Source organism: Streptomyces sp. NBC_01235, assembly GCF_035989285.1.
Lineage (GTDB): Bacteria > Actinomycetota > Actinomycetes > Streptomycetales > Streptomycetaceae > Streptomyces.
On the sequence record NZ_CP108513.1, the window covers coordinates 675,454 to 697,774 of the forward strand.

Here is a 22,321-nt window from a genome sequence, read left to right on the forward strand (position 1 = left end):
AGGGACGTACTCATGACTGCCCCAGGCCGCGCGGAGTGGCTGCAGGATTAATGAAGGCGAGTGCTGCGCTCAGAGCCGCGCCCTCCGGCTCCAATTGGTTTTCCCAGTCGTCGCCGAGCTGCGCGACGAATGTCTCCGCCGGCTCCTTCTTGTCAATCGTCATGAGTACGGAAGTGGCTGCCGTGCCGGCCATGGCTCCCCTGGGCAGACCAATCAAGGCCGCCACGTGAAACTCATTGGCCAGAAACGTCCGATACGACGCATAGCGCTCCGACCAGGTGAACCAGCTCGCCACATGGAACACGGCGCGCCCGCCCGCGTTCAGCGCCCGCAGGCTCTTGTCGACTGCTGCGACGTCACCGTCGGTGGTCCTCGATCCGTCCAACAGCGTCTGGTGGTCAGATGAGCGGACACGAAGAGGCGGCGCCGTGACGATAACATCAGCCCCCACGAATTCCGTGCCGAAAGCATCGGCCTCGTCGATTGTCACGGGTAGCGGGGCGCCGTTGCCGATACTGGCGGCTAGGCCGGCGAGTCGTGGATTGATCTCGTAGCCGACGAACCGGGCCGGGGCATCCACTCGGGCGGCACGGTCGAGAACGGCCCACAGGAACGAGCCGGTCCCGCAGAACGGGTCCAGGACGGTCCCCGTCACACGCTGTTCGGCCAGCGCGGCAACCGCGGAAGCGATCACGGGGTGGGAACTGGATTCAGAACTGCCGCGGGAGGCAAACTCGATCAGTGCCGAACGTTTGGCACGCCACAGCACATCCGGTCGCACAGGAAGAAGCCCGCCGTCCGGCAACTCGATACCGGACTGCTCCGTCTCTGCCAGGACCGTCCGGGCGGGAAAAGCGTCGCCGGCACGCGCCCCGGAACTGCGAAGACGATCGGCCTCGAACCAAAGGCGCTGCACCAGCAGGGACGTCGCGAGCTCCTCGTCGGTGAGCAGACCCCGCGCACCGTACTCAGGAGGCGTCGGACCATCGACAGGCTCCAGGGACCGGACACCGCGGTCGGCCTTGAACCATTCGCCGTTGACAACTGCGTAATGGTCGACCGTACCCATGACGTCCCGGCTACGGGCAAGGCCGGGCAGAGCCAGCTCGGGCCGCTTCAGCCGCCCGCTCTTTACCTCGACAACCGCCCACGGCACCAAGTCCCCATCGGCGTTGGCGGCCCAGGCCAGCACATCAGGCCGCAAGCTCGACAGCTTCTCAAGACGCGGCTGCACCTGCAGAAGCGTGTAGCCCGCAGCTCGAAGCACGGACCGTACGTCAGCCGCCCCCACGTTCCTGTCCGACACCGTCCCCCCTCTCCCGATCAAGCCAGCCGAGAAAGGTATCGCGCCCACTCGACCACTACAACCCGAAGCCGCCGTCGCTCTTCCAGGACAGTGGCACGTGCCCTGCCGAGTGCGGCTGGCAAGGGCGCGCTACTCAGGAATCGACGATACCTGCAGCTCGGATTCGCCCCCCAAGGGTTTGTTCAGCAGATAAACATGCCATCTAAACTGAGGAAATATGGGGTGGTGGCCGCCAGTGGTCGTAGCGGTGGCCGATCCGACCATCCGCGGCTTCAGCGGCGTGGCCGTCCGGGCGCTACTGGTAGACGGTGGTGATCGGTTCCGAGACGCTGGCTCCGCTGCCGGGAGCGGCGTACGAGATGGTCCACACGGCGGCTGTCTTGTTCGGATAGCCGTACAGGTAGCCGCCGTTGTCGCACCCGTAGTTCAGGCGCTGCCCCGCCAGCGTTGCGGTGCCGCCACCGGCGAACGAGCAGCGGGCACCGTTGGTCAAGACGAGGGTGATCGGTTCGATGTCGGGTCCGCCCGGCATGTGGTTGTTGTTGCCGGGAAAACCCTCGGGGACCGACAGTTCGACCATGCGGTCGGAGGCTCCGTCCAGGCACAGTGCGCTGGTGTCCGAGGGATTGGAGTCCGGGGAGAAACAGGGGTCGAGGATCCGGTCGCCGGCGGTGCAGCGCCAGGCGTCCGTGCGCATCGTGGATTCGGCGGTCCCGAAGCAAGAGCCGCTGGCACGGTCGGTGATGGTGATGCCGGTTGCCGGGGTGCCGCCTGGGGACCAGGGGCTGAGGGTGATCACCTGGGTCTGCGTCGGCGCGGACGACGCCGCGGCGGTCGGGGTCTGCGACTCGGTGACGGCGGAACGGGCGGGAGGCGACGTGGTCCCAGCCGGTGTGGCGCCAAGGGTGGAGCGAGCCGCGGCCGGCTGCGGGGAGTGGGTGGCGCGCGCTGAGGCGTGGCCCGGGTCCAGCGCGAACCAGGTCCCTGTGGCGGCCGCGGCGAACACGGTGGCCGCGACGACGATGAGCCAGGCGCGGCTGTAGGGAGGGCGTATCGCGGAAGCCGGCCATGCGGGGTCTTCGACGGTCGGGGGATGCCACTGCTCGGCGATCAGGTTCGGGACCTCGGTCGGCCGGTCATGGACATTCCCGAGGACCTGAGTCGCCTGCTCGCCAAGCAGCTCGGCGGTCTTCTGCGCCACGACGGCGGACGACGGCCGATGGCCCGGGTCTTTGGCGAGGCACGCCGTCACCAGGCTGAGCATGTCGTCGGGGACACCGTCGAGGTCCGGCTCGGCGCTGAGGACGCGGAAGGCGACGGCCTCGGCGTTGCCGGTGCCGAAGGGGTGGCGGCTGGTGGCGGCGAAGGCGAGCAGCGCACCCCAAGCACAGACATCACCTGGCGGCCCGGCGGTGCCGTCTCGGTAGTATTCGGGGCTCAGCCAGCCCGCGGTCCCGGTGAGCATGCCGGTACGGGTGACAGCGGTGCCGTCGGCGACGTGAGCAATACCGAAGTCCAGCACCCGCGGCCCGTCCGGGGCCAGGATCACATTCGCGGGTTTCAAGTCGCGGTGGACCACCCCGGTGGCGTGCACGGCCGTGAGCGCTCCGGCCGTCCCAGCGGCGAACAGGTGCAGCTGGATCCCGGCCAGCGGCCCGTGCACCGCCGTGTGCTCTGCGAGCGTCAAGCCGGGTACGTAGGCCGTTGCCAGCCACGGGATGTCCGCGTCGGGATCGGCCTCCAGCAGCGGCACCAGACACGGACCCGACACCCGCCGCAGAACCTGCACCTCGCGCCGGAACCGGGCCCGGAATTGATCATCCGCGGCCTGCCCGGTGTGCACGGCCTTCACCGCTACCCGCTCGCCCCGCTCCCCGACCGCGGCGTACACGGTGCCCATCCCACCCGCGCCCAGCACCCCGACCACCCGGAAGCGCCCGATCCGAGCCGGGTTGGAAGCACGACGAGCAGCAATCCGCGACACCGACGAGACCCCCGCCGAGAGCGATTGTGGACGAGATGTGAACCCTAGCGGGGATCGGGGACGCCACAAGTCTGTTGCCCTCGGATGGGATCCGCCCACGCCTTGCTCCCCCGGTCTGCGCACGACATCCGGCCCGCTCCCCACCATGCTTGCCACACGCCCGCCCAGCGGTGGGACTGTTGCTGCTCCGCACAGAGCCAACCACGCGCTCTCTAAGGCGGCAGCCGGGGCATCGGCAAGGCGCTGGTGGAAGAGCTGTACGTACGCGGTGCGCCCAAGATCTACGCCACGGCCCGCGACCCGCACACCGTCACCCACCCCGACGCCGTCCCGGTGGCGCTGGAGGTCACCGACCCGGCCTCGATCGCGGCGGCCGCCGCGCAGGCACAGGATGTCACCGTGCTGATCAACAACGCCGGTGCCTCGGTCGGCGCGTCCTTCCTCGACTCCCCCGTCGACGACGTACGCCGGGAGTTCGAGACCAACTTCTACGGCCCGCTCCTGGTAGCCAGGGCCTTCGTACCGGTCATCGAGCGCAACGGCGGCGGCCACCTCCTCAACGTGCACTCCGTCCTGTCATGGATAGCCCTCGGCGGCTCCTACAGCGCCTCCAAAGCCGCCCTGTGGTCGCAGACCAACTCCCTGCGCCTGGAACTGCAACCGCGCGGCATCACCGTGACCGGCCTGCACGTCGGCTTCGTCGACACCGACCTGACGACAGGCGTCGACGCACCCAAGTCCTACCCCCGCGACGTGGCCGCCCTCGCCCTCGACGGCATCGAGACCGGCGCCCACGAGGTCCTCGCCGACGACATCTCCCGCCAGGTCAAGGCAGGCCTGGCCGCCGACCTCGCGGCACTGTATCCCCAGCTGGCCAAGTGAGCCCTTACACGCAGGAAGACGGGGGCATGCCCACCCAGGACGCGCGTCTAAGCCGCGGGCTCCGGCCCGCGGCTTGACCGCCCTTCACCTCTCGAGTACGACGGCGAGGCCTTGGCCGACGCCGATGCAAATTGCCACGACCGCGATGCCGCTGCCCCGGCGGGCGAGTTCGTGGGCCGCGCGACCGATGATGCGCCCTCCGGACGCTCCGAGCGGGTGCCCCATCGCGATCGCCCCTCCGTGCGCGTTCACCTTCTGCGGGTCGAGGTCGCTCCACAGACGCAGACAGGCGAGCGACTGCGCCGCGAAGGCTTCGTTCAGCTCGACCAGATCGACGTCGGCCCATGTGCGCCCGGCGCGGGCGAGTGCGCGGTTGGCCGCTTCGGCGGGAGCGACTCCGAAGATGTCGGGGTCGTTGCCGAACGCCGCGCGGGCGGCGATGCGGGCGAGGGGTTCGCCGTCGAGCACGCCCTCGCGGGCGACGAGCACGGCGGAGGCGCCGTCGTTGATGGGCGACGAGTTCCCGGCGGTTACCGTGCCGCCCGCGGCGAACGCGGGGCGCAAGCCGGCGAGTACCTCGACGGTGGATTCGTCGCGGATGCTTTCGTCGCGGGCGAGGTGGTGGCCGTCGACCTGGACGATCTCGCGGTCGAAGGTGCCGTCCGCCCATGCGCGGGCGGCCAGGCGATGGCTGCGCGCCGCGAACACGTCCTGCTCCTCACGTGAGATCCGGTGGATGCTGGCGAGCTTCTCGGCACTCTCGCCGTTGGAGATTGTCCATTCCTTGGGCAGGCGGGGGTTGACCATGCGCCACCCGATCGACGTGTTCCACATCGTCTGGTTGCCCGCGGGAAAGGGCTTGCTGCTCTTCTCGACGACGTACGGCGCGCGGCTCATCGACTCCACGCCTCCCGCGAGCACGATGTCGGCATCTCCTGCCTCGACAGCTCGCGACGCCTGGATGACGGCCTCGATAGACGACCCGCACAGGCGATTGACCGTGACGCCCGGAACCGAGGTGGGGAATCCGGCCAGCAGCGCGCCGAAGCGCGCGACGTCGCGGTTGTCCTCGCCGGCCTGGTTCGCATCGCCGAAGATCACGTCGTCGATGCGCGCGGGGTCGAGCCCGGTGCGCTCGACGGTCGCGCGCATGACGATCGCGGCGAGGTCGTCGGGGCGCACGTCGGCGAGGGCCTTGCCGTACCGTCCGAAGGGGGTACGAACGGCGTCGTACACGAAGCTCGCGGGCATGTCAGACACCTTCCAGGGTTGCCGCAGCGTCGGGGGCGTCGGCGAGGTCGAGGCCGGTCAGGGCGGCCAGGGAGTCCACCGTGTTGTCGCCGAACGTCTCGCGCACGCGCAGTCCGTCGGGCGTGACGTCGAACACCGCGTGATCGGTGTAGACGCGGGTCACGCAGCGCACTCCGGTCAGCGGGTAGGTGCAGGCGGCGACGAGTTTCGGCGTGCCCTGCTTGGTGAGCAGGTCGGTCATCACGTAGACCGACTTCGCGCCGATCGCGAGATCCATCGCTCCGCCGACGGCGGGAATCGCGCCGGGCTCGCCGGTCGACCAGTTCGCGAGATCGCCGGTTTCTGACACCTGGAAGGCGCCGAGCACGCATACATCCAGGTGTCCGCCGCGCATCATCGCGAAGGAGTCGGCGTGGTGGAAGTACGCCGAGCCCGGCAGCGCGGTCACTGGCTGTTTGCCGGCGTTGATCAGGTCGGGGTCGACGGTGCCGGGCTCGGGCGCGGGCCCCATGCCGAGCATTCCGTTCTCGGTGTGCAGGACGAACTCCGTGTCGCCCGGCAGGTAGTTGGCCACAAGGGTGGGGGCGCCGATACCGAGGTTCACGACCGATCCCTCGGGGATGTCGGCCGCGATGCGACGAGCGAGGTCGGTGCGGCTGATGCGTGTGCTCATCGGCTCTCCTCCTGTGCCAGCGGGCTCCCCTCGATGTCGACTCCGCCGACGAACGCTCCTTCGTCGAGCCAGCGGCGTTCTCCCACGGCGACGACGTGGTCGATGAAGATGCCGGGCGTCACAACGGTCTCGGGGTCGATAGCGCCGAGCGGCACGATCTGGTCGACCTGGGCGATGGTGGTGGCCGCCGCGGCCGCCATGATCGGGCCGAAGTTGCGGGCGGTTTCACGGTAGACGAGGTTGCCCCAGCGGTCGGCCCGCAGGGCGCTGATCAGGGCGACGTCAGCTCGGATCGGGTATTCGAGCACATAGTCGCGGCCGTCGATCGTGCGCACCTCCTTGCCCTCCGCGAGTTGCGTGCCCACGCCTGTCGGCGAGAAGAACGCGCCGATGCCGGTGCCGGCGGCGCGGATGCGTTCGGCGAGATTCCCCTGCGGCACGAGCTCTAGCTCGATGTCTCCAGCACGGTAGAGACCGTCGAACACCCACGAGTCGCTCTGCCTCGGGAACGAGCAGATGATCTTGCGTACTCTTCGCGCCGCAAGGAGTGCGGCAAGACCCGTGTCGCCGTTGCCCGCGTTGTTGTTGACGACGGTCAGGTCGCGTGCTCCATGGGCGATGAGTGCGTCGATCAGCTCCACCGGCTGGCCCGCGCGGCCGAATCCACCGATCATCACGTTGGCGCCGTCACGGATTCCCGAGACGGCGGCCGCGGTGTCCTCGACGGTCTTGTCGATCATTGTTCCTCCACGCGTTCGGGCATCGCGCGACCTCTCAAGCGATTTCACATAGCCAGCCCGCGTGGTGAAGGTGCATGAAGATCGACACCTTTCGATGCAGGCATAGCATCTATGCCTATGTCATATCACGCCGTGAGCGCCTTGGGCAGGCTCGATGAGCGTGAGGTGCAACGCCCCCGGCCCTACACTCACCGCGCGATGCCGGGGGCTCGCCGGTGCGTCGACCGCACGGCGCCGCCGTTAGGGTCTCCTCGGGGGCGATCTCGCTCTCCTCGCGAATGAAGACTGGAGCTAATAAGCTATGCCTATGTCTGAACTCGCGAGCGAACGCTATACCGACCGCATCGCCACCGGACCGCTCATCCTCGTCCAGGAGGTCCTGAACACCCGCGCGGCCGGCAAGCCCGCACTCGAGGACCTGCTCTCCACGCCGGATTCCGCGACGTCGTGGCTGTCCGGCGCGCTGGACGAATGGAGCCGACGTACCGGGGCGGAGGCGCCGACTATCGAGGTCGATGAACCGGGGCTGGTGCGGCTTCAGCAGCTACGCGCGTCGCTGCAGATGACGGTGTCGGGTGCGGTGCGCGACGCTCCGGTCCGATCCGCACCGAAGGGGGTGAGCGGCGCGCTGGAGGTGCGGATCGACGCCGATGGCGTCTTCTCGGTGGCGCCGCGCGGCAAGGACGTCGCGTGGGTCGTCGCGGCCGTGCTCAACGAGATCACGAACGCCCAACTGACCGGTACGTGGCGCCGCTTGAAGATGTGCCGCAACCGGGTCTGCTCGGTTGCCTTCTATGACGGCACGAACCCGAACAACGGCGTCTGGCATGACGTGCGCGTCTGCGGCAACGCCGTGAACCTTCGGGCCTCGCGGCAGCGTCGGGCGGCCGCGCGCGCGTAGCGCGCAGCAGGCCGCCCGACCGACGGGCCGCCTGCTCAGCCCTTCGCCGCCCGGCAGGAGCCCCACAGCGCACCGGGATTGATGCGCGAGGGGTGACGCTCCAGCATGTATTCGTAGAGTTCGAGGGTGCTGCCGGTGCGCCGCACCCCGGTGTTGAAATCGAGGATGTAGCGGCGGGTCTCCTCGATGTGACGGGGATCGTCATCGGCGGTCTGATCCTTGTGTCCCGCGACGATCGCGGTCGGCGCCAGCGCCTCGACCGTGTCGAGAGCCCTCAGCCATTCGTCTCGCCCGTCCGCGTCCGAGGCCGCGAGCATGAGGTGCACGTTGTTGTAGATCACGTCGCCGGCGACGATCAGCCCCAGGTCGGGCACGTGCAGGCAGGTGGTGTTGTCGCTGTCGGTGTGCCCGAGGCGGACGGGGCGGACCTCCGCCCCGCCCACGGTCAGGACGTCGCCCTCCAGCGGTTCGGCGAGTACGAGTCGCTCGGGGATCTGCTCGGGGAACCAGGCGCGCCAGACCGCCTTGAGGACCTCCGGCGAGGACTGGTAGGCCATGTCCTCGACGACCTCGGGAAGCGCGAAGGCGCGCGCAGCGGGGTACTGCTCCAGTACCGCTCCGAGGCCGAACCAGTGGTCCCCGTGGCCGTGTGTGACGTACACGCTCGTCACCGGAGCCGCCCGCTCACTGAGCCACCGCAGCAGGCCCTCCGACTGCGCGATCGTGAAGAGCGGATCCACCAGCAGCGCCTCTCCCCCGTTCGAGATGAGAATGCTCGACGTCGGTGACCAGGAACGCTCGGTGAGATCGGGCGGCACGTCGGAGTTGGTGGTCGGCATGCCGTCCGCGACATGCACGGCGTAGGTCAAGGCGTTCGACGTCATCGGTGGACTCCTCGGATTCTCTGATGGTCGCTCCCACTCCGACCGGAACGCAGAGGAAGCCGGAAGGCCCGGTCCTCGTTCGGTCGATCACAGAGCGATGACATTGACGCAAGCATAGACCCTATGCTTACGTCATAGAGCTCGCGTCGGCCAAGGATCTCGAGAGCCACCGGCTCCGGTTCGTCGCCGCAAGAGAGCGATCGTCAAAGGAGACACGAGATGAACAGCCCAGCGACGCAGACGCCGACCGCGGTGCTCGTCCACGGATACCTGGACGACGGCGCCATCTGGAACAGCGTCCGCACCGTCCTCGACGAGCGGTCGATCCCCTCGATCGCGTTCGAGCTCGCCGGCATGGGTGCGCGCGCCTCGGACCACGGGCCGTTCACGCTCGCCCGCTGGGCCGACGACCTCGAGCGCGTGCTGCGCGCGACGGAGGGCCCCGTTGTGCTCGTCGGCCACAGCATGGGAGGCCAGATCGCCGAGCTCGTCGCCGCTCGCCTGGCCGATCAGGTGCGTTCGCTCGTTCTGGTCAACCCGATCCCGCTGGCCGGCACTCACCTCCCCCCGGAGCAGATCGCTCCCTTCCAGGCACCGGACCTCGGACTCGATGCGCAGCGCGCCTTCCGCGGTGCGCTCGCCACCGCGTTCCCGGACGAGGAGAACGACCGGCTCGCCCAAGTCACGCTGCACGTCGACCCGTCGACGATCTCCGACACGGCGACGGCATGGAACAACGGCCACCCGGACGGACAGCAGCCCAGCAAGTTCCCCGGGCACGTCACCGTCCTGCGCGGCGAGCACGACCCTTTCGTCACGGAAGAGGTCGTCTCCGCGTATGTCGCGCCCCGCTTCCCCGGCGCCGCCTCCCAGACGATCGCCGGCGCGGGTCACTGGGCGCACGCCGAGAACCCGGCCGCGGTCGCCGCCGCCATCGCCACGGTCGTCGAGGAGATCGCCTCCAACCCCGCCGACGGCCGCCCGGCCCAGGCATGGACGGCCGCGTTCGAGCAGCGCACCCAGGAGTCCTTCGCGGCGGCGCTCTCACCGAACGTACGGATGGAGGCCAGCGCGCTGGCCAAGCCGGTCGAGCGCAAGGAGCACGTCGAGGCCCTCATGGCCGCGGTGAGCGCCGTGTACGAGCGGCTGGAGTTCGTCCGGAAGGCGCAGGACGGCCCGCGGACGTACCTGGAGTGGGAGGCCGCCGCGTTCGGCGGCTTCGCGATGAAGGGGATCACGATCCTCACGCGTGATGACGAAGGGCTCATCACCGAGATCGCCATCCACCACCGGCCCATCGGCGCCGTGCTGCAGATCAACGCGAAGGTCGGGGGACCCCTCATCGAGGCCGGCCTCATCCCCGCCGAGTACTTCAACTTCACGGAAGGCGAATGACCATGACCGAACGCATCGACGTCGAGTTCACGGCGGACGGGGATGTGACTCTGCGCGGCTGGCTCTACCTGCCGGACGCCGAGGGCCTGCGCCCCGCGATCACGATGGCGCACGGATTCGGCGGCAACCGGGAGATGGGCCTCGACCCGTACGCGCGCAAATTCGCCGACGCCGGGTTCGTGGTGCTCGTCCACGACCACCGCACGTTCGGCGCCAGCGACGGCGAGCCCCGCAACGACGTCGACCCGTGGCGTCAGATCGCGGACTGGCGCCGCGCGATCAGCTTCCTGGAGGCCCGCCCGGAGGTCGACGCGGACCGCATCGGAGTGTGGGGCACAAGCTTCGCGGGCGGTCATGCGATCGTGCTCGGCGCGACCGACGTGCGGATCAAGGCCGTGGTGTCGCAGGTGCCCACCATCAGCGGATTCGAGCAGTGGCAGCGCAAGGTCCCGCCGGAGCGCATCGCCGCCTTCGAGCTCGCCCAGGCCGAGGACGAACGCGCCCTGGCCGCCGGCGGTGAACTGCGGTACCAGACCTCCATCGGCGATGATCCGGCTGACCCGGCCCTGTACCCCAGCCCGGACGCGGTGCGCTTCTACCACGACCTGGTTCCGCCGGGCCGCGAGAACAACACGGTGACGGCGCGCTCCAGCCGGGCCGCGCGGCTGTACGAGCCAGGCGTATGGATCACTCGGGTCTCCCCCAAGCCGCTCATGATGATCGTCGGGACCGGCGAGACGGTCATCCCGGCCGACATCCAGCTGGCCGCCTTCGAGCGGGCGCTGGCCCCGAAGGAGCTGGTGCTGCTGCCCGGCGGGCACTTCGACGCCTACAAGGTGCACTTCGAGGAATCCAGCGGCGCCGCGCTGTCGTGGTTCCAAACTCACCTCGCCCCGGTCCCGGCCTCAACCGGCTCGTGAGACAGAGGCGGTTCCGGCCACTGCTGGAACCGCCTCCCCAGGCGGGTGACCGCCGCCTCTCTCCCCGGCGGAGCGCTTCCGGAACGTGGCTGCCACGGTCACGCGCCACCTGGCACGGTCGGCCACGAGATGGGCCTCGTCGAGTGCCGTACCAACCCGTTCACCGCCGCCGTGTGTGTAGCCAGCGCGGACGTGCAGAAGACCCGTCGCGGGCGGCGGCTGTAGCGCTTGGGGCGGTGCAGGTTGCAGTGCTCGCGCCAGCATCTGAGGCGCGCCCGCGGCGATCGCGGTCGGCGAGCGTCCGCAGGACAGCCGGTTGGCGAGCGGAGAGTGCCTCGGAGGCGGCCTGTTTCTCCAGGCTCCGACCGCATCGCCGACACGGGGTCACGCCACAGCGCCCCGATTTCCACCACCTCATCACCACCGTCAGCGGGACGCTGAAGCAGGAGGTCGACTTCACCACGTACGACGCGATCCCCGATAGCTGGTTGTGGGTCCGTCCGGGGCAAGCCCAGAGGTGGGGGGACCTGAGCGAGGTCGAGGGGCATCTCGTGCTCTTCGAAAGCGACTTCCTCGATCCGGCCACGGTGGTCGCGGCGCGCTTGGAGACGCCGGGCAGCCCGGTGCAGTACGACGCCGTCGACGTCCACGGCGTCGATCTGGCGATCGAGCACCTCTGTCACGAGTTCGGTGCCGTCGGCGACAGTCCGCTCGACGTGCACATCGCCGTCCTGCGACACCTGCTGTCCGTGCTGGTGCTCCGGCTGGCCGACCAGCCGAGTGGGCTTCCCGGCACTACGGAAGACAGCGCCACCTTCCGCCGATTCCGCGAGGCGGTCGAGCGCGACTTCGCCAAGACCCGTGAGGTCGCTGACTACGCCAGAAACCTGAGCTACTCCCCGCGCACGCTCACGAGGGCAACCGCATCCGCGGTCGGTACCAGCGCCAAGGGGTTCATCGACGAACGAGTCATGCTGGAGGCCAAGCGCCGCCTGGCCCACAGCGACGAGCCCGCCGTCCGTATTGCCGCACACCTCGGCTTCAGCAGTGCCACCAACTTCAGCAAATACTTCCAATCCCGAGCCGGACAGAGCCCGATCCAGTTCAGGAACGCGTCCCGACAGGTCTCACGTCCGCAAAGGTGAAGCCCTGACGCTACGGACGTGCCTCCTGCGGATTCGGCTCCCTCTTCCGGCAAGGGCGTGGCGAAACGAGTCGACTCCGGGGTCCACCCAGTGGGACGTGCATCACCGACCTGGCGGACTGCTTTCAGTCGTCGGCCCCTGCGGTGAGCTCCGTCCGCGTGTCCGGGCGAGGTCGCCGGGGCACACGGACGGACCGATGGGCGGCTCGCCGAGGGCCGTTCCGACCCGTGTGCCGCAGCGGCCGTGATCCGGCGTGGTGAAAGCGAGATCCCACCCACCAGCCGAGGAACCTACTGGAACGCAAAGGGGCGTTCTGTTCTCGTTGAACGCCCCTCAGATTCAGAACATCGTGTTGTCGTTGGCGGAAGTGGCCGGCACGTCCTGAAGCACGTCCCAGTGCTCGACGATCTTCCGGCCCTGTACCCTGAACAGATCCACGACCGACTGCCCGCGCTCGCCGGGCGCCTTCACGTAGTGACTGTGGACGGCGACCAGATCGCCCTCGGCGACAACGCGCTTGCGGGAGACGGTCAGCTCCGGGAACGCCCGGAAGAACGCCCCGAGCCCCTCCCGTGCACCGGCCACACCATCCGCGATGCCGGGATTGTGCTGGTGGTACCCGGCGCTCCAGTACAGGTCGAGCGCGGAGAGATCCTTGTCGACGATGAGCCGGTCGAATGCCTTGGTGACGAGCGCTTTGTTGGCGGCTGTGAGCGAGCGCGGACCAGGTTGCCCGGTCTGCGGCCGACTGACGGTGGAGAACATGTCGTTTCCGTTGACGCTGCCGTCGGGGACGTCCTGCAGGGTGTCCCAATGCTCGGCGATCTTGCCGTCCAGGAACCGGAAAATGTCCATGACGGCCGAGCCTCGACTTCCCGGCGTCAGTACGAGGTTGGAGTGCACCACGACGAGGTCGTTCTCGGAGATGACCCGCTTGACGTCGTACTCGGTGTCGGGGAACTGCTGATGCAACCCGGCAGCGAAGTTCTTCAACGCCTCGGCGCCATCGGACGCGAGGGGGTTGTGCTGGATGTAGTCGGCCCGCACGAACCTGTCCACGATCTCGGTGTCACCCCGCTCGAACGCTTCCTTGAGGACGCGTACGGCAACGGTCTTCTGGTAGTCGAGCCGGGCGCCGCCGTCGACGTGCCCGATGGCGTGACCCGCGCTGACGGGCGGCGAGGCAAAGGCGGGTACGGTCGCGGCGCCCAGCAGGGCGGACGTGGCGACCGTGGCGACGAGGACGCGACGGGTGGTCATGCCCCGGCTGGGCATGTGGGAAGTCACGATGTTCCCTCTCTTGGGACTTGGGCGCTTTCCTGGAAGGTCGGACAGACTCAATTCCTGGGGCCGAACATGTAGGCGTTGGCGACGTCGATGAGGGCTGCGCCCTGGTAGGCGGGGTAGCGCTCGGTGATGGCCTTCTTGTAGGCGTCGCCGTCGTCACCGAGCAGCTCCCGGCCGGCGTTGACGTAGTCGGTGAGCTCGGCCCAGACGGCTGGGGTGGTCGGCTTGCCGTGGCCGGGCAGGATGGTGTCGTACTCGGTCTCGGCCGCGAAGCGGTCGATGTTGGCCTGCCAGCCGTCGAAGTCCTTGTCCAGGAACCACAGGTGGGTGTGGTTGTAGACGACGTCCTGAGCGACCAGGACACCCTCCTCGGGCAGCTTGATCACGAGGGTGGTGTGGATCTCGCCGCCGGTGACCTTCTCGAACACGAACGGGATGCCGTCGATGACCTCGGTGCCCGGGGTGATCTCCACGGTCGGAGTCATGTCGGCGAGCGGGATCGCGGTGCCGGTGGGCAGATCTGTCTTGGCGCCCATGGCGACGATCTCCGCGGTGGTCTCCGGCAGGGCGTGCACCGGGACGCCGAAGCGGGCCGCGCCCTGGTAGTGGTCCGGATGCGCGTGGCTGATGACGAGGCGGTCAAGGGGCTTGCCCAGGCTCTTGGCGTAGGCGACGACCTCGTCGGCGTAGGCCAGGACGAACTGCGCGTCGACGGCGATGATCCGCGACGGCGTCTCGATCAGCTGGGTGGTGACGCCCAGGCCGTCCTCGGGCGAGACGTAGCTGTGGATGCGGACCTGGCCCTTGTCGATGACCGTGAGGGTGCCGTGCATGACTGTGCTCCTGTCGGAATGTGGATGAGCGGTGATGAGGGGACGCGGGCAGGGGCGGATCGCTGACGGCCGGCTCGCGACCGGCTATCGGCCGCAACGGACACAGCCGGCTTTCCGCTGGCTTTCCACTCCACGGGCCCGCGCCCCTGGAACAACTCCATACTGGGCCGGAACCGAAGGTCCAGCGAGGTACGCTGCGGTCTCGTGATGGTCCACAGGCGACAAGCGCGGCAGAAGCATGGTCGGCGGGAGACGGGCCTGCCGAAGGTGGTTTTCCAACCTCCGGCCGGAACCCCTGCGGGCATGGAGGTCATGACCCTGGCCGACTTCCGCGACCGCACCCGTGACTGGCCCTGGCACATCGCCACCCCGCACCGGCAGGACTTCCACGCCCTGATGCTGGTCACCGCCGGCACCCTGCGCCACCGCGTCGACTTCACCGGGTACGTACTGCCGCCCGGTTCCTGGCTGTGGATCCGGCCCGGCCAGGTACACCAGTGGCAGAACCCCGACCAGGCCGAGGCCGTCCTGATCTTCTTCCAGGAGGACTTCGTCGCCCCCGAAACCGCGGAACTGGCCGGGCTCGGCACTGGCACCGCCCCAATGCCCTTGTACAGCCCCGATCCTTCGGAGGCCCCCGTACTGGCAACTGCGGCCGAGCAACTGGCCGCGGAGTTCTCCCAGTGGGACCGCCATCCGCTGCCGGTGCACACCGCCCTGCTGCACCGCCTGCTCGACGTCGTACTCCTGCGCCTGGCCCACCTGCAGCAACACGGCCAGGCTGAGGAATCCGCCCCCGAGCCCTTCCTGCGCTTTCGCGACGCTGTCGAACGAGGTCTCTCCCGCACTCATCGCATCGACGACTACGCCCGCGAACTCGGCTACTCCACCCGCACGCTCACCCGCGCCACCCAGACCGCGGCGGGCCTCAGCGCCAAGGACTACCTCGACCAGCGCCTCACCCTGGAAGCCAAGCGGCTCCTCGCCCACGGCACCGAACCCGCCTCCACCATCGCAGCCCACCTCGGCTTCACCAGCGCCACCCACTTCGGCAAGTTCTTCCAACGCCACACCGGCCAGACCCCCCTGGCCTTCCGCGCCTCCCAACGTGCGTCGCCGCCTGCGTAGCCGCCCACGCCAGCTGACTGCGTGAACGAGTTCGGCGCGGTCTCCTTCGGGCGCCGGCCCGTTGGAGTCACGAGCAACAAGTTCCATTCCCGTGGGCCAAAAGCCTGACTGGCTCAGCCTCCGAACACCTCCGGCGGCACGCCCAGTTCCTTGGGTCCGACAAGCCCGAACGAGGGGCCTCGGGTGAGCCAGAGCAGCATGGGCAGGGCACGGTCGGGGTGTCGGCGGCTCATTTCGCGGGCGATGTCGGCGACGGGTACCCGTGGCTTGGCCACCTCCTGGTAGTCCTCCAGCCAGGCGCGGGTGTCGTCGATCACCTCTTCCCCGCCCACCGGGCCATGGCCCGGGACCACGATCCGGTGTTCTCCCAGCGCCTGGACCTGATCCAGGGCGGTGAGCCATGACGCGGGGTTGTTGGTGTCCGCCATGTAGCAGTGCGAGTGGTGGTTGAGCAGGTCCCCGGCGATCACGGCTTGCGCGTCGGGCACGTGGAAAGCGGTCGCGTGGACCGTCTCGGCCACCGGGAGGTCCACGAAGACCACCGGGTGCCCCTCCAGGGAATAGCTGTCCCCTGTCAGCGGCTCGGGCACCGGCATCTCGTCCGGGATCTGGTCGCCGTAGGCTTCCTGCCAGTGCAGGCGCTTGGCCGGCCACTCCAGGATCCCGTCGATGACGCCCTGCCGGGCCAGGATCGGGGCGCCCGGGAAGGCGGAGGCGATCTCACCCATGCCGCCGTAGTGGTCCGGGTGCGCGTGCGTGATGAAGACCGCCTTGAGCTGCTTACCGCTGTCACGGACGCGCTGGGCGAGTTCGCGTGCCTCGCCGATGACGAACTGCACGTCGATCAGGATCGCGTCGTGCTCGCCGCTGATGAGGACGCAGTTCGGCGACAGAGCCGCTTCGGAACCCGCGAACACATCGAAACGAAGCCCGTTCCGCTGCTCCGAGAAGATAGTGGTGATCATGGGTCACTCCTCTCTGACCGACCCTTTTCGCGCCACTCGATGCATGGCATCCTCTGAGCCGTGCGGTAACGCTAAGGAAACCTGGGAATCCATGACATGACTGGGAGCGCGCCGTTTTCGGCACCACAGCGCAGCTACGAAGCCGAAAGGCGTTTCACCACGCTCGGCCTGGACCATGACCCGTGGGACTACTGGAGCGAGGTGACCCGCACGGCGTTCGTCGCCATGCGTGCGGCCGCACTGCCCGGCTCGGCTCCCGTCCCAGGTAAGCACGGCTTCGCTGCGTCCGCTGTCGCCCGGGTGACGGGCGGGCTGCTGGTCAGCACCATGCGGGCGGATCCGCATGAGGCCGCTCGTACGCCTGACCTGGTCAGGAGGGCGGCAGGAGAGGACTTCTTCCTGACGCTGCTCACCGAGGGATCGGCCAGGCTCCGGCAAGGCGACCACGCCGCCGAGATGGGTCCCGGCGACTTCGCTCTCGTGGACAGTGCCCACCCCTACGTGTTCCGCTTCGACCGCCCGTTCCGCTCGGTGGTCCTTCAGATACCCCGCGCGATGCTCACCTCCCGCTCCGCCGTCGCCGAGCACGTCACAGCCGTACCGTTCCGGACCACGCGCGGCACGGGCGCCTTCGTCAGCCCCGTCCTGCGCGCCCTGGCCGAACAAGGTCATGACCTCGGCGAGGCGACCACCGCATCCTTCACGAGGAACCTTCTCGATCTCCTGGCCACCGCGTGTGACGCTCTCGGCTCGGACGTCTCCGGGAAAGCGAGTGCGGCCGTTCACCGACGTGATCTTCGCCGGGCCAAAGCCCACCTCGCCGACCGGCTCCACGACCCCGGCCTCACGCTGCTGGCAGCCAGCCACGACCTGGGCTTTTCACTGCGCTATCTGCATGAGCTGTTCCGCGAGGCCGACACCACACCGCGCGCATGGCTCTATGCCCTGAGGCTCGACCGCGCCCGCGCCATGCTGTCGGGGGCCGGATACGACGCTCAGAGCATCAGCAGCATCGCGCTGCGCGTCGGGTTCAAGGATGCTTCCCACTTCTCACGGGCGTTCAAGTCCCGCTTCGGGACCAACCCCGCCACCTACCGCAGAACGCATCACACGTCGAAGGGCAATCGCGTCCGTTGACACGCCTGGCTGGGAGGTCTGAACGGTTGTCGGGAGCAGGCGTCCTCTCCGTCTGGAGGTGGCGCTGTGACGTACGCCTCGCGATGGTGGCCGCAGAGCCGTCGTGGGAAGCCCTGGCTGCCCAGGCGGACCGCGCCTACCATGCCGCTACGAGAAGGGCACCCCCATGAGCGGTTACAGCGAGCGCGAGCAGGAGGTCCTGGAGGGCCTGGACCTGCTCCTCCGCATGGACAAGGAGCGTGAGCAGCCGTCGCTACCGGATGCCGACCCGCGGGCGTGACCTCGGCCTGACGCCGGGCAGGTCGAACGGCCGTGGAACGGAATGACGATCGTCAGGATTCCTGTCTGTTTTTCGCTTGAGTGCTTACCATGCGACATATGAGCACTGGGGCTCTTCGTGATCAAAAGCCGTACGCCACGGCGGCGGTCGAGCAGTGTGTCACCGACATCGATGAGGCGCGGTCCCTGGGCACGGATCTGTATCACGCGCATGATCTCGATGTCCTCGGCGACCGGACCCGCTTCGCTCTGCGACTCGCGGCGGTCCGTGTCGGGGCGCTCACCGTGGGGTGGCTGTCGTACGACACCGAGGTCCGGGTCGAGGCGGCCGCGCCGGAGTCCGCCTACCAGGTCAACGTGGCCTGCACCGGCAGCGTGCTGACCCGGTCGGGCGAGGACCGGATGGTGACCTCGCCGCTGCGGGCGGCGGTGTACCGCGTGGACCGGGCGCACACGTTGCAGGGATGGGACCGGCCGTGCCGGACCTTCGGGCTCAGGATCGAACGCGATTTCCTGGACCGGCAGTTGGAAGTTCTGCTGGGGCACCGGGTGCGGTCGCCCATCGCCTTCGACCTACCGCTCGACCTCAGTGGGGGCCGGGGCTATCACTGGTGGGCGCTCGTGCAGGCGCTCGCCGGGCAGGTGCACGACCCGGACTGCCCGCCACCGCACCCCACACTGACGGCGTCACTGGAGCACAGCATCGCCAGAGGTCTGCTGCTCGCGGCCGGTCACAACTACCGGGCGGAGCTGGAAGCGCCGGTGACGCCCGCCCGGCCCGTTGCGGTGCGCAAGGCGGTCGACTACATCGAGAGCCGGCCTGAACTGCCGCTGACGGTGAGCGACATCGCCGACGCTGCCGGGGTCGGCGTCCGCGTCCTGCAGGAAGGCTTCCGGGCTTCCCTCGGCACCACGCCCATGAGCTATCTGCGCGATGTCAGGCTGGCCCGCGTGCGGCACGAGTTGCTGGAGGCCGGCGCCGCGGCGGAGGGCGTAGCCGAGGTCGCCTTCCGCTGGGGCTTCACCCACTTGGGGCGGTTCGCGGCACGGTACGCGGAGCTCTACGGGGAGACTCCGTCCCAGACGTTGCGGGGCTGACCGGAAAGGACCTGGGCGAGATCCGGCTCCGGGTTCCCGCCGTGCGCCGCTCCGCGTTTTCCGCCGCGCTTTCCGGATTGCCGGGTTCTGCCCGCCGCGCGCACGATCGGCACCGAGTGGACGAACGGCGCACGGTTCAGTGAGGAGCCCCAGCCATGACCAGCACAGCCACACCCGCACCCGCATCCCGAATTCTTCCGCCCGGCCTGGACGAGAAGCAGTTCGCCGAGGCGATCGTCCGCTTCCGGGAGGTGGTGGGCGAGGAGCATGTGATCAGCGAACCCGCCAGCCTCGCCGCGTTCCATGACCCCTACCCGGTCGGCGCGGAGCCGGCCGGCGGGGCCTCGGCGGTGGCCTGTCCCGCCGACACCGCACAGGTCCAGGCCGTCGTCCGGATCGCCAACGAGTACGGCATCCCGCTCTCCCCGATCTCCACCGGCAAGAACAACGGTTACGGCGGCGCCGCCCCCCGCCTGACCGGCTCCGTCGTGGTCGACACCGGCGCCCGTATGCGGCGCATCCTGGAGGTCAACGAGCGGTTCGGCTACGCCCTGCTGGAGCCCGGCGTCACCTACTTCCAGCTGTACGAGCACCTCCAGACCACCGGCAGCGGGCTGATGCTGGACTGCCCCGACCTCGGCTGGGGCAGCGTCGTCGGCAACACCCTGGACCGGGGGGTCGGCTACACCCCGTACGGTGACCACTTCATGTGGCAGACCGGCCTGGAGGTCGTTCTCCCGGAGGGCGACGTCCTGCGCACCGGCATGGGCGCGGTGCCCGGCAGCAACTCCTGGCAGTTGTTCCCGTACGGGTTCGGGCCCTACCCGGACGGCATGTTCACCCAGTCCAACCTGGGCATCGTCACCAAGATGGGCATCGCGCTGATGCAGCGCCCGCCGGCTTCGATGTCGTACCTGATCACCTTCGAGCACGAGGACGACCTCGCACGGATCGTCGACATCATGCTGCCGCTGCGCATCAACATGGCCCCCCTCCAGAACGTCCCCGTGCTGCGGAACATCGTCCTGGACGCGGGCGTCGTCTCACAGCGCACCGAGTGGTACGACGGCGACGGTCCGCTGCCCGCCGAGGCCATCGAGCGGATGAAGCGCGAGCTGAACCTCGGCTACTGGAACTTCTACGGCACCCTCTACGGCCCACCGCCGGTGATCGACACGTACTACGGGATGATCAAGGACGCCTTCGGGCAGATCCCGGGCGCCAGGTTCCACACTCACGAGGAGCGCCCCGAAGCCGGCGACCGCGGCGCACACGCCCTCCATGACCGCCACAAGATCAACAACGGCATCCCGAGCCTTGACGAGCTCAAACTGCTGGACTGGATCCCCAACGGCGGCCACCTCGCCTTCTCCCCGGTCTCCGCTCCCGACGGCGAGGACGCGCTCAAGCAGTTCAGGATGGTCCGCCGGCGCACCGACGAGTGGGGCACCGACTACGCGGCGCAGTTCATCATCGGCCTGCGGGAGATGCACCACATCGGCCTCTTCCTCTACGACACCCACGACCCGAAATCCCGTCAGGAGACCCTCGACCTGACCAGGCTCCTGATCCGTGAGGCCGCCGCCGAGGGCTACGGCGAGTACCGCACGCACAACGCCCTGATGGACGACGTCATGGCCACCTACAACTGGGGCGACGGCGCCCTGCTGAAGTTCCACGAGCGCGTCAAGGACGCCCTCGACCCGCGCGGCGTCATCGCCCCCGGCAAGTCCGGCATCTGGCCCGAACGCTTCCGCGGGCAGAGCCACTGAACCGGCGCGGCGGACGGGTGCGCGCGGAGTGGCCGCGGGGGGTGGCGCGCGCCCGCCCGAGACGCCGCCTTCTGGTGTCCGGTCGGTGCGGCAGCGGCGGTGGGCGTGATTCTGTACTTCGTCGGAGCTACGACCGCACGCATGCCTGGCCACTTTGGTGCGGCCCGCACCTCGCGTAACCGCCGTCGATGAGGCGGGCATCTGACTCGGCGCACTGGGGCCTCGGATGCTGGACCTGCTGGACCATGACACCGGATCGCGTGCGGAGCACGTTTCACCAGGGTCGTGCCTGGGACGGAATCGTCCATGTCCGTGATCCGGGATCAAGGTTCGGCGACCTGGGCGATGAAGGGTGACCGCGTCTCGATGCGGCATCGGCTCACCTGTGCGGGGACGCCGCGGGTCGAACCATGTACTGGCGCAGGTACAAGTCACGGTAGGTGACGGGGCCGCGGGGACCGGGGACGCGGTCGATGTTGATGCCGGTTTCCGGCAGGCGCAGGAGCTTGAAGCCGTCGAGGAGGCGTGTGGTGGAGTTCCAGAAGACGCCTGAGCCACCGTAGGCGTCCATGAACCGGTCTGCGGTGTCCGGGTCGTGGGTGGCGATGGCGGCGGCCAGCCCGGAGGTCTCCTCGTTCGCGATCCGTGCGGCTTGGGCCGGGCCGTCCGCCTCGTCGATCGTCACCGTTGCCGCACGCTCGGAGTCCAGGGACCACTCGTAACCGCGCGCGTGGGGGTGCGGCGGCAGCGACGCTGCGATGCCCAGGTCTTCGAGCGTCTTCAGAATGCCCGGCAGCAGCTTGTCGTGGACAGCCCGGTCGATGAGGAGCAGATTGAGCCGGTTGCAGACGCCCAGCCGGTCCAGGCTGCTGGTGACCAGCTCGTGCACCAGCTTCTCGTCGGCGTCCGGGGCCACGTAGAGCACTCCGCCGCCGTCCGCGTGGGCCAGCGTGCGCACACCGTGGCGGGCGGCCTCTCGGCCGAGTTCCCGGGTGCTGTCGCCGCTGCCGCGCAGGATGACCAGCGGGATGGTCTCGGGCAGCGATACCAGCGCGTACGCAGCGGCCCGATCCTCGCTCGGCACCAGCTGGATGGCGTCCGGGTTCAGTCCCGCGCCGGTGAGAGCGGGCGTGATCACGTGGGTGACCAGGGCCTGGGAGGAGCGCAGGGCCGCCGAACCGGTGCGCAGTACGCCGCCGTTGCGGGACTTGAGGAACTGGGACGCGACATCGAGCGTCACATTCGGACGCGCCTCGAAGTTCGCGCCGATGACCCCTACAGGACGGCGGCGCTCCAGCAGGACCAGGCCGTCGGGACGCTCCTCGAGGACGCTGTCCCGCGGCTCGTGCGGCACGTCCGCCAGCGCACGCAACGCCGCGGCCATGTCCTCAAGCCGCGGGCCGGTCAGCCGGAGGCGATCCTGCAGTGCCGCCGACATCCCGCTCGATGCGGCCGCTCGCAGGTCGGCCTGATTCGCCGCTGTCAGCACGTCGCGCGCCGTGTGCAGCCGCTCCGCCATGGCCCGCAGGGCGGTGTCGATCTCCACGTCCGACGCCCGGGCCAAGGCCGCCGAGCCCTGTGTCGCCCGGACCGCGCAGGCATGAACCGCCTCCTGGACAGAGCTGGGCACGCTCATCTCGTTCCTGCTCACATCGGTCCCTTCATGGTCCAGGCGCACTACGTGTCGGGTGACAGGAGGATCGTTCAACAATTTCCGGGCCGTGTCACTGTAAACCGCCCG

The 22,321-nt window shown here is 68.9% G+C and carries 18 protein-coding genes and 1 pseudogene; 9 read left to right on the top strand and 10 right to left on the bottom strand.

The features are described 5' to 3' along the window. Nucleotides 1-10: 10 nt before the first annotated feature. On the bottom strand, nucleotides 11-1,234 hold the full coding sequence (locus OG289_RS03040) for an N-6 DNA methylase (RefSeq protein WP_327312448.1): 1,224 nt from the start codon (nucleotides 1,232-1,234) through the stop codon (nucleotides 11-13). 367 nt (nucleotides 1,235-1,601) lie between these two features. Further along, complete coding sequence (locus OG289_RS03045) at nucleotides 1,602-3,290, bottom strand: serine/threonine-protein kinase (protein ID WP_327312449.1); 1,689 nt, start codon at nucleotides 3,288-3,290, stop codon at nucleotides 1,602-1,604. Between the two features lie 216 nt (nucleotides 3,291-3,506). Here OG289_RS03045 and OG289_RS03050 point away from each other — a divergent pair. Then, a pseudogene (locus tag OG289_RS03050) lies at nucleotides 3,507-4,172 on the top strand (SDR family oxidoreductase); the annotation flags it as partial. 84 nt (nucleotides 4,173-4,256) lie between these two features. On the opposite strand, the gene OG289_RS03055 reads toward OG289_RS03050, so the two are convergent. From OG289_RS03055 to OG289_RS03065, 3 genes are read right to left on the bottom strand one after another with little or no spacing between them, the layout of a single operon-like run. Beyond that, nucleotides 4,257-5,423 carry a thiolase family protein gene (locus OG289_RS03055; RefSeq protein WP_327312450.1) on the bottom strand — a complete coding sequence of 389 codons (1,167 nt, stop codon included), beginning with the start codon at nucleotides 5,421-5,423 and terminating at the stop codon, nucleotides 4,257-4,259. A 1-nt stretch (nucleotide 5,424) separates the two neighbouring features. Further along, the gene (locus tag OG289_RS03060) at nucleotides 5,425-6,096 is read right to left on the bottom strand and encodes a 3-oxoacid CoA-transferase subunit B (protein ID WP_327312451.1); all 672 of its coding nucleotides are present in this window, start codon (nucleotides 6,094-6,096) and stop codon (nucleotides 5,425-5,427) included. After that, nucleotides 6,093-6,836: a 3-oxoacid CoA-transferase subunit A gene (locus OG289_RS03065; protein WP_327312452.1), complete on the bottom strand. Its 744-nt coding sequence runs from the start codon at nucleotides 6,834-6,836 to the stop codon at nucleotides 6,093-6,095. Before OG289_RS03065 ends, OG289_RS03060 begins: the two co-directional genes overlap by 4 nt. Before the next feature lie 307 nt (nucleotides 6,837-7,143). On the opposite strand from OG289_RS03065, the gene OG289_RS03070 reads away from it, so the two are divergent. Then, complete coding sequence (locus OG289_RS03070; protein ID WP_327312453.1) at nucleotides 7,144-7,737, top strand: CGNR zinc finger domain-containing protein; 594 nt, start codon at nucleotides 7,144-7,146, stop codon at nucleotides 7,735-7,737. Nucleotides 7,738-7,772: 35 nt separating this feature from the next. Here the strand turns inward: OG289_RS03070 and OG289_RS03075 are convergent, their stop codons facing one another. Further along, on the bottom strand, nucleotides 7,773-8,621 hold the full coding sequence (locus tag OG289_RS03075) for an MBL fold metallo-hydrolase (RefSeq protein WP_327312454.1): 849 nt from the start codon (nucleotides 8,619-8,621) through the stop codon (nucleotides 7,773-7,775). Nucleotides 8,622-8,840: 219 nt separating this feature from the next. On the opposite strand from OG289_RS03075, the gene OG289_RS03080 reads away from it, so the two are divergent. From OG289_RS03080 to OG289_RS03090, 3 genes are all read left to right on the top strand, one after another. After that, a complete protein-coding gene (locus OG289_RS03080; RefSeq protein WP_327312455.1) occupies nucleotides 8,841-10,016 on the top strand; it encodes an alpha/beta fold hydrolase in 1,176 nt (391 codons plus the stop codon). 2 nt (nucleotides 10,017-10,018) lie between these two features. After that, nucleotides 10,019-10,936, top strand: a complete 918-nt coding sequence (locus tag OG289_RS03085) for an alpha/beta hydrolase (protein WP_327312456.1) — start codon at nucleotides 10,019-10,021, stop codon at nucleotides 10,934-10,936. A 236-nt stretch (nucleotides 10,937-11,172) separates the two neighbouring features. Further along, on the top strand, nucleotides 11,173-12,081 hold the full coding sequence (locus OG289_RS03090; RefSeq protein ID WP_327312457.1) for a helix-turn-helix domain-containing protein: 909 nt from the start codon (nucleotides 11,173-11,175) through the stop codon (nucleotides 12,079-12,081). 339 nt (nucleotides 12,082-12,420) lie between these two features. Here OG289_RS03090 and OG289_RS03095 read toward each other — a convergent pair whose 3' ends face one another. After that, a complete protein-coding gene (locus OG289_RS03095; protein ID WP_327312458.1) occupies nucleotides 12,421-13,341 on the bottom strand; it encodes a nuclear transport factor 2 family protein in 921 nt (306 codons plus the stop codon). Nucleotides 13,342-13,418: 77 nt separating this feature from the next. Beyond that, nucleotides 13,419-14,201, bottom strand: a complete 783-nt coding sequence (locus tag OG289_RS03100; protein WP_327312459.1) for an MBL fold metallo-hydrolase — start codon at nucleotides 14,199-14,201, stop codon at nucleotides 13,419-13,421. A 303-nt stretch (nucleotides 14,202-14,504) separates the two neighbouring features. Here OG289_RS03100 and OG289_RS03105 point away from each other — a divergent pair, with 303 nt between their 5' ends. After that, nucleotides 14,505-15,329 carry a helix-turn-helix domain-containing protein gene (locus OG289_RS03105; RefSeq protein WP_327312460.1) on the top strand — a complete coding sequence of 275 codons (825 nt, stop codon included), beginning with the start codon at nucleotides 14,505-14,507 and terminating at the stop codon, nucleotides 15,327-15,329. Between the two features lie 113 nt (nucleotides 15,330-15,442). On the opposite strand, the gene OG289_RS03110 is transcribed toward OG289_RS03105, so the two are convergent. Continuing rightward, nucleotides 15,443-16,294 carry an MBL fold metallo-hydrolase gene (locus OG289_RS03110; protein ID WP_327312461.1) on the bottom strand — a complete coding sequence of 284 codons (852 nt, stop codon included), beginning with the start codon at nucleotides 16,292-16,294 and terminating at the stop codon, nucleotides 15,443-15,445. A gap of 96 nt (nucleotides 16,295-16,390) precedes the next feature. Between OG289_RS03110 and OG289_RS03115 the strand changes: the two genes are divergently transcribed. The 3 genes from OG289_RS03115 to OG289_RS03125 all read left to right on the top strand — a co-directional run bounded on the left by OG289_RS03115 (nucleotide 16,391) and on the right by OG289_RS03125 (nucleotide 20,580). Further along, on the top strand, nucleotides 16,391-17,431 hold the full coding sequence (locus OG289_RS03115) for a helix-turn-helix domain-containing protein (protein ID WP_327312462.1): 1,041 nt from the start codon (nucleotides 16,391-16,393) through the stop codon (nucleotides 17,429-17,431). 378 nt (nucleotides 17,432-17,809) lie between these two features. Beyond that, entirely contained in the window at nucleotides 17,810-18,808 is a 999-nt protein-coding gene (locus OG289_RS03120; protein ID WP_327312463.1) for an AraC family transcriptional regulator, read from the top strand. A 155-nt stretch (nucleotides 18,809-18,963) separates the two neighbouring features. Next, nucleotides 18,964-20,580 carry an FAD-binding oxidoreductase gene (locus OG289_RS03125; RefSeq protein WP_327312464.1) on the top strand — a complete coding sequence of 539 codons (1,617 nt, stop codon included), beginning with the start codon at nucleotides 18,964-18,966 and terminating at the stop codon, nucleotides 20,578-20,580. Between the two features lie 379 nt (nucleotides 20,581-20,959). On the opposite strand, the gene OG289_RS03130 is transcribed toward OG289_RS03125, so the two are convergent. Further along, entirely contained in the window at nucleotides 20,960-22,210 is a 1,251-nt protein-coding gene (locus OG289_RS03130; RefSeq protein WP_327312465.1) for an aldehyde dehydrogenase family protein, read from the bottom strand. Nucleotides 22,211-22,321: the final 111 nt, after the last annotated feature.

Bases quoted from the DNA above. Each gene is read 5' to 3' on its own strand.
- OG289_RS03055 (WP_327312450.1), bottom strand. From the start codon at position 5,423: ATGCCCGCGAGCTTCGTGTACGACGCCGTTCGTACCCCCTTCGGACGG.
- OG289_RS03060 (WP_327312451.1), bottom strand. From the start codon at position 6,096: ATGAGCACACGCATCAGCCGCACCGACCTCGCTCGTCGCATCGCGGCC.
- OG289_RS03065 (WP_327312452.1), bottom strand. From the start codon at position 6,836: ATGATCGACAAGACCGTCGAGGACACCGCGGCCGCCGTCTCGGGAATC.
- OG289_RS03070 (WP_327312453.1), top strand. From the start codon at position 7,144: ATGTCTGAACTCGCGAGCGAACGCTATACCGACCGCATCGCCACCGGA.
- OG289_RS03075 (WP_327312454.1), bottom strand. From the start codon at position 8,621: ATGACGTCGAACGCCTTGACCTACGCCGTGCATGTCGCGGACGGCATG.
- OG289_RS03080 (WP_327312455.1), top strand. From the start codon at position 8,841: ATGAACAGCCCAGCGACGCAGACGCCGACCGCGGTGCTCGTCCACGGA.
- OG289_RS03085 (WP_327312456.1), top strand. From the start codon at position 10,019: ATGACCGAACGCATCGACGTCGAGTTCACGGCGGACGGGGATGTGACT.
- OG289_RS03095 (WP_327312458.1), bottom strand. From the start codon at position 13,341: ATGACCACCCGTCGCGTCCTCGTCGCCACGGTCGCCACGTCCGCCCTG.
- OG289_RS03100 (WP_327312459.1), bottom strand. From the start codon at position 14,201: ATGCACGGCACCCTCACGGTCATCGACAAGGGCCAGGTCCGCATCCAC.
- OG289_RS03105 (WP_327312460.1), top strand. From the start codon at position 14,505: ATGGAGGTCATGACCCTGGCCGACTTCCGCGACCGCACCCGTGACTGG.
- OG289_RS03110 (WP_327312461.1), bottom strand. From the start codon at position 16,294: ATGATCACCACTATCTTCTCGGAGCAGCGGAACGGGCTTCGTTTCGAT.
- OG289_RS03115 (WP_327312462.1), top strand. From the start codon at position 16,391: ATGACTGGGAGCGCGCCGTTTTCGGCACCACAGCGCAGCTACGAAGCC.
- OG289_RS03120 (WP_327312463.1), top strand. From the start codon at position 17,810: ATGAGCACTGGGGCTCTTCGTGATCAAAAGCCGTACGCCACGGCGGCG.
- OG289_RS03125 (WP_327312464.1), top strand. From the start codon at position 18,964: ATGACCAGCACAGCCACACCCGCACCCGCATCCCGAATTCTTCCGCCC.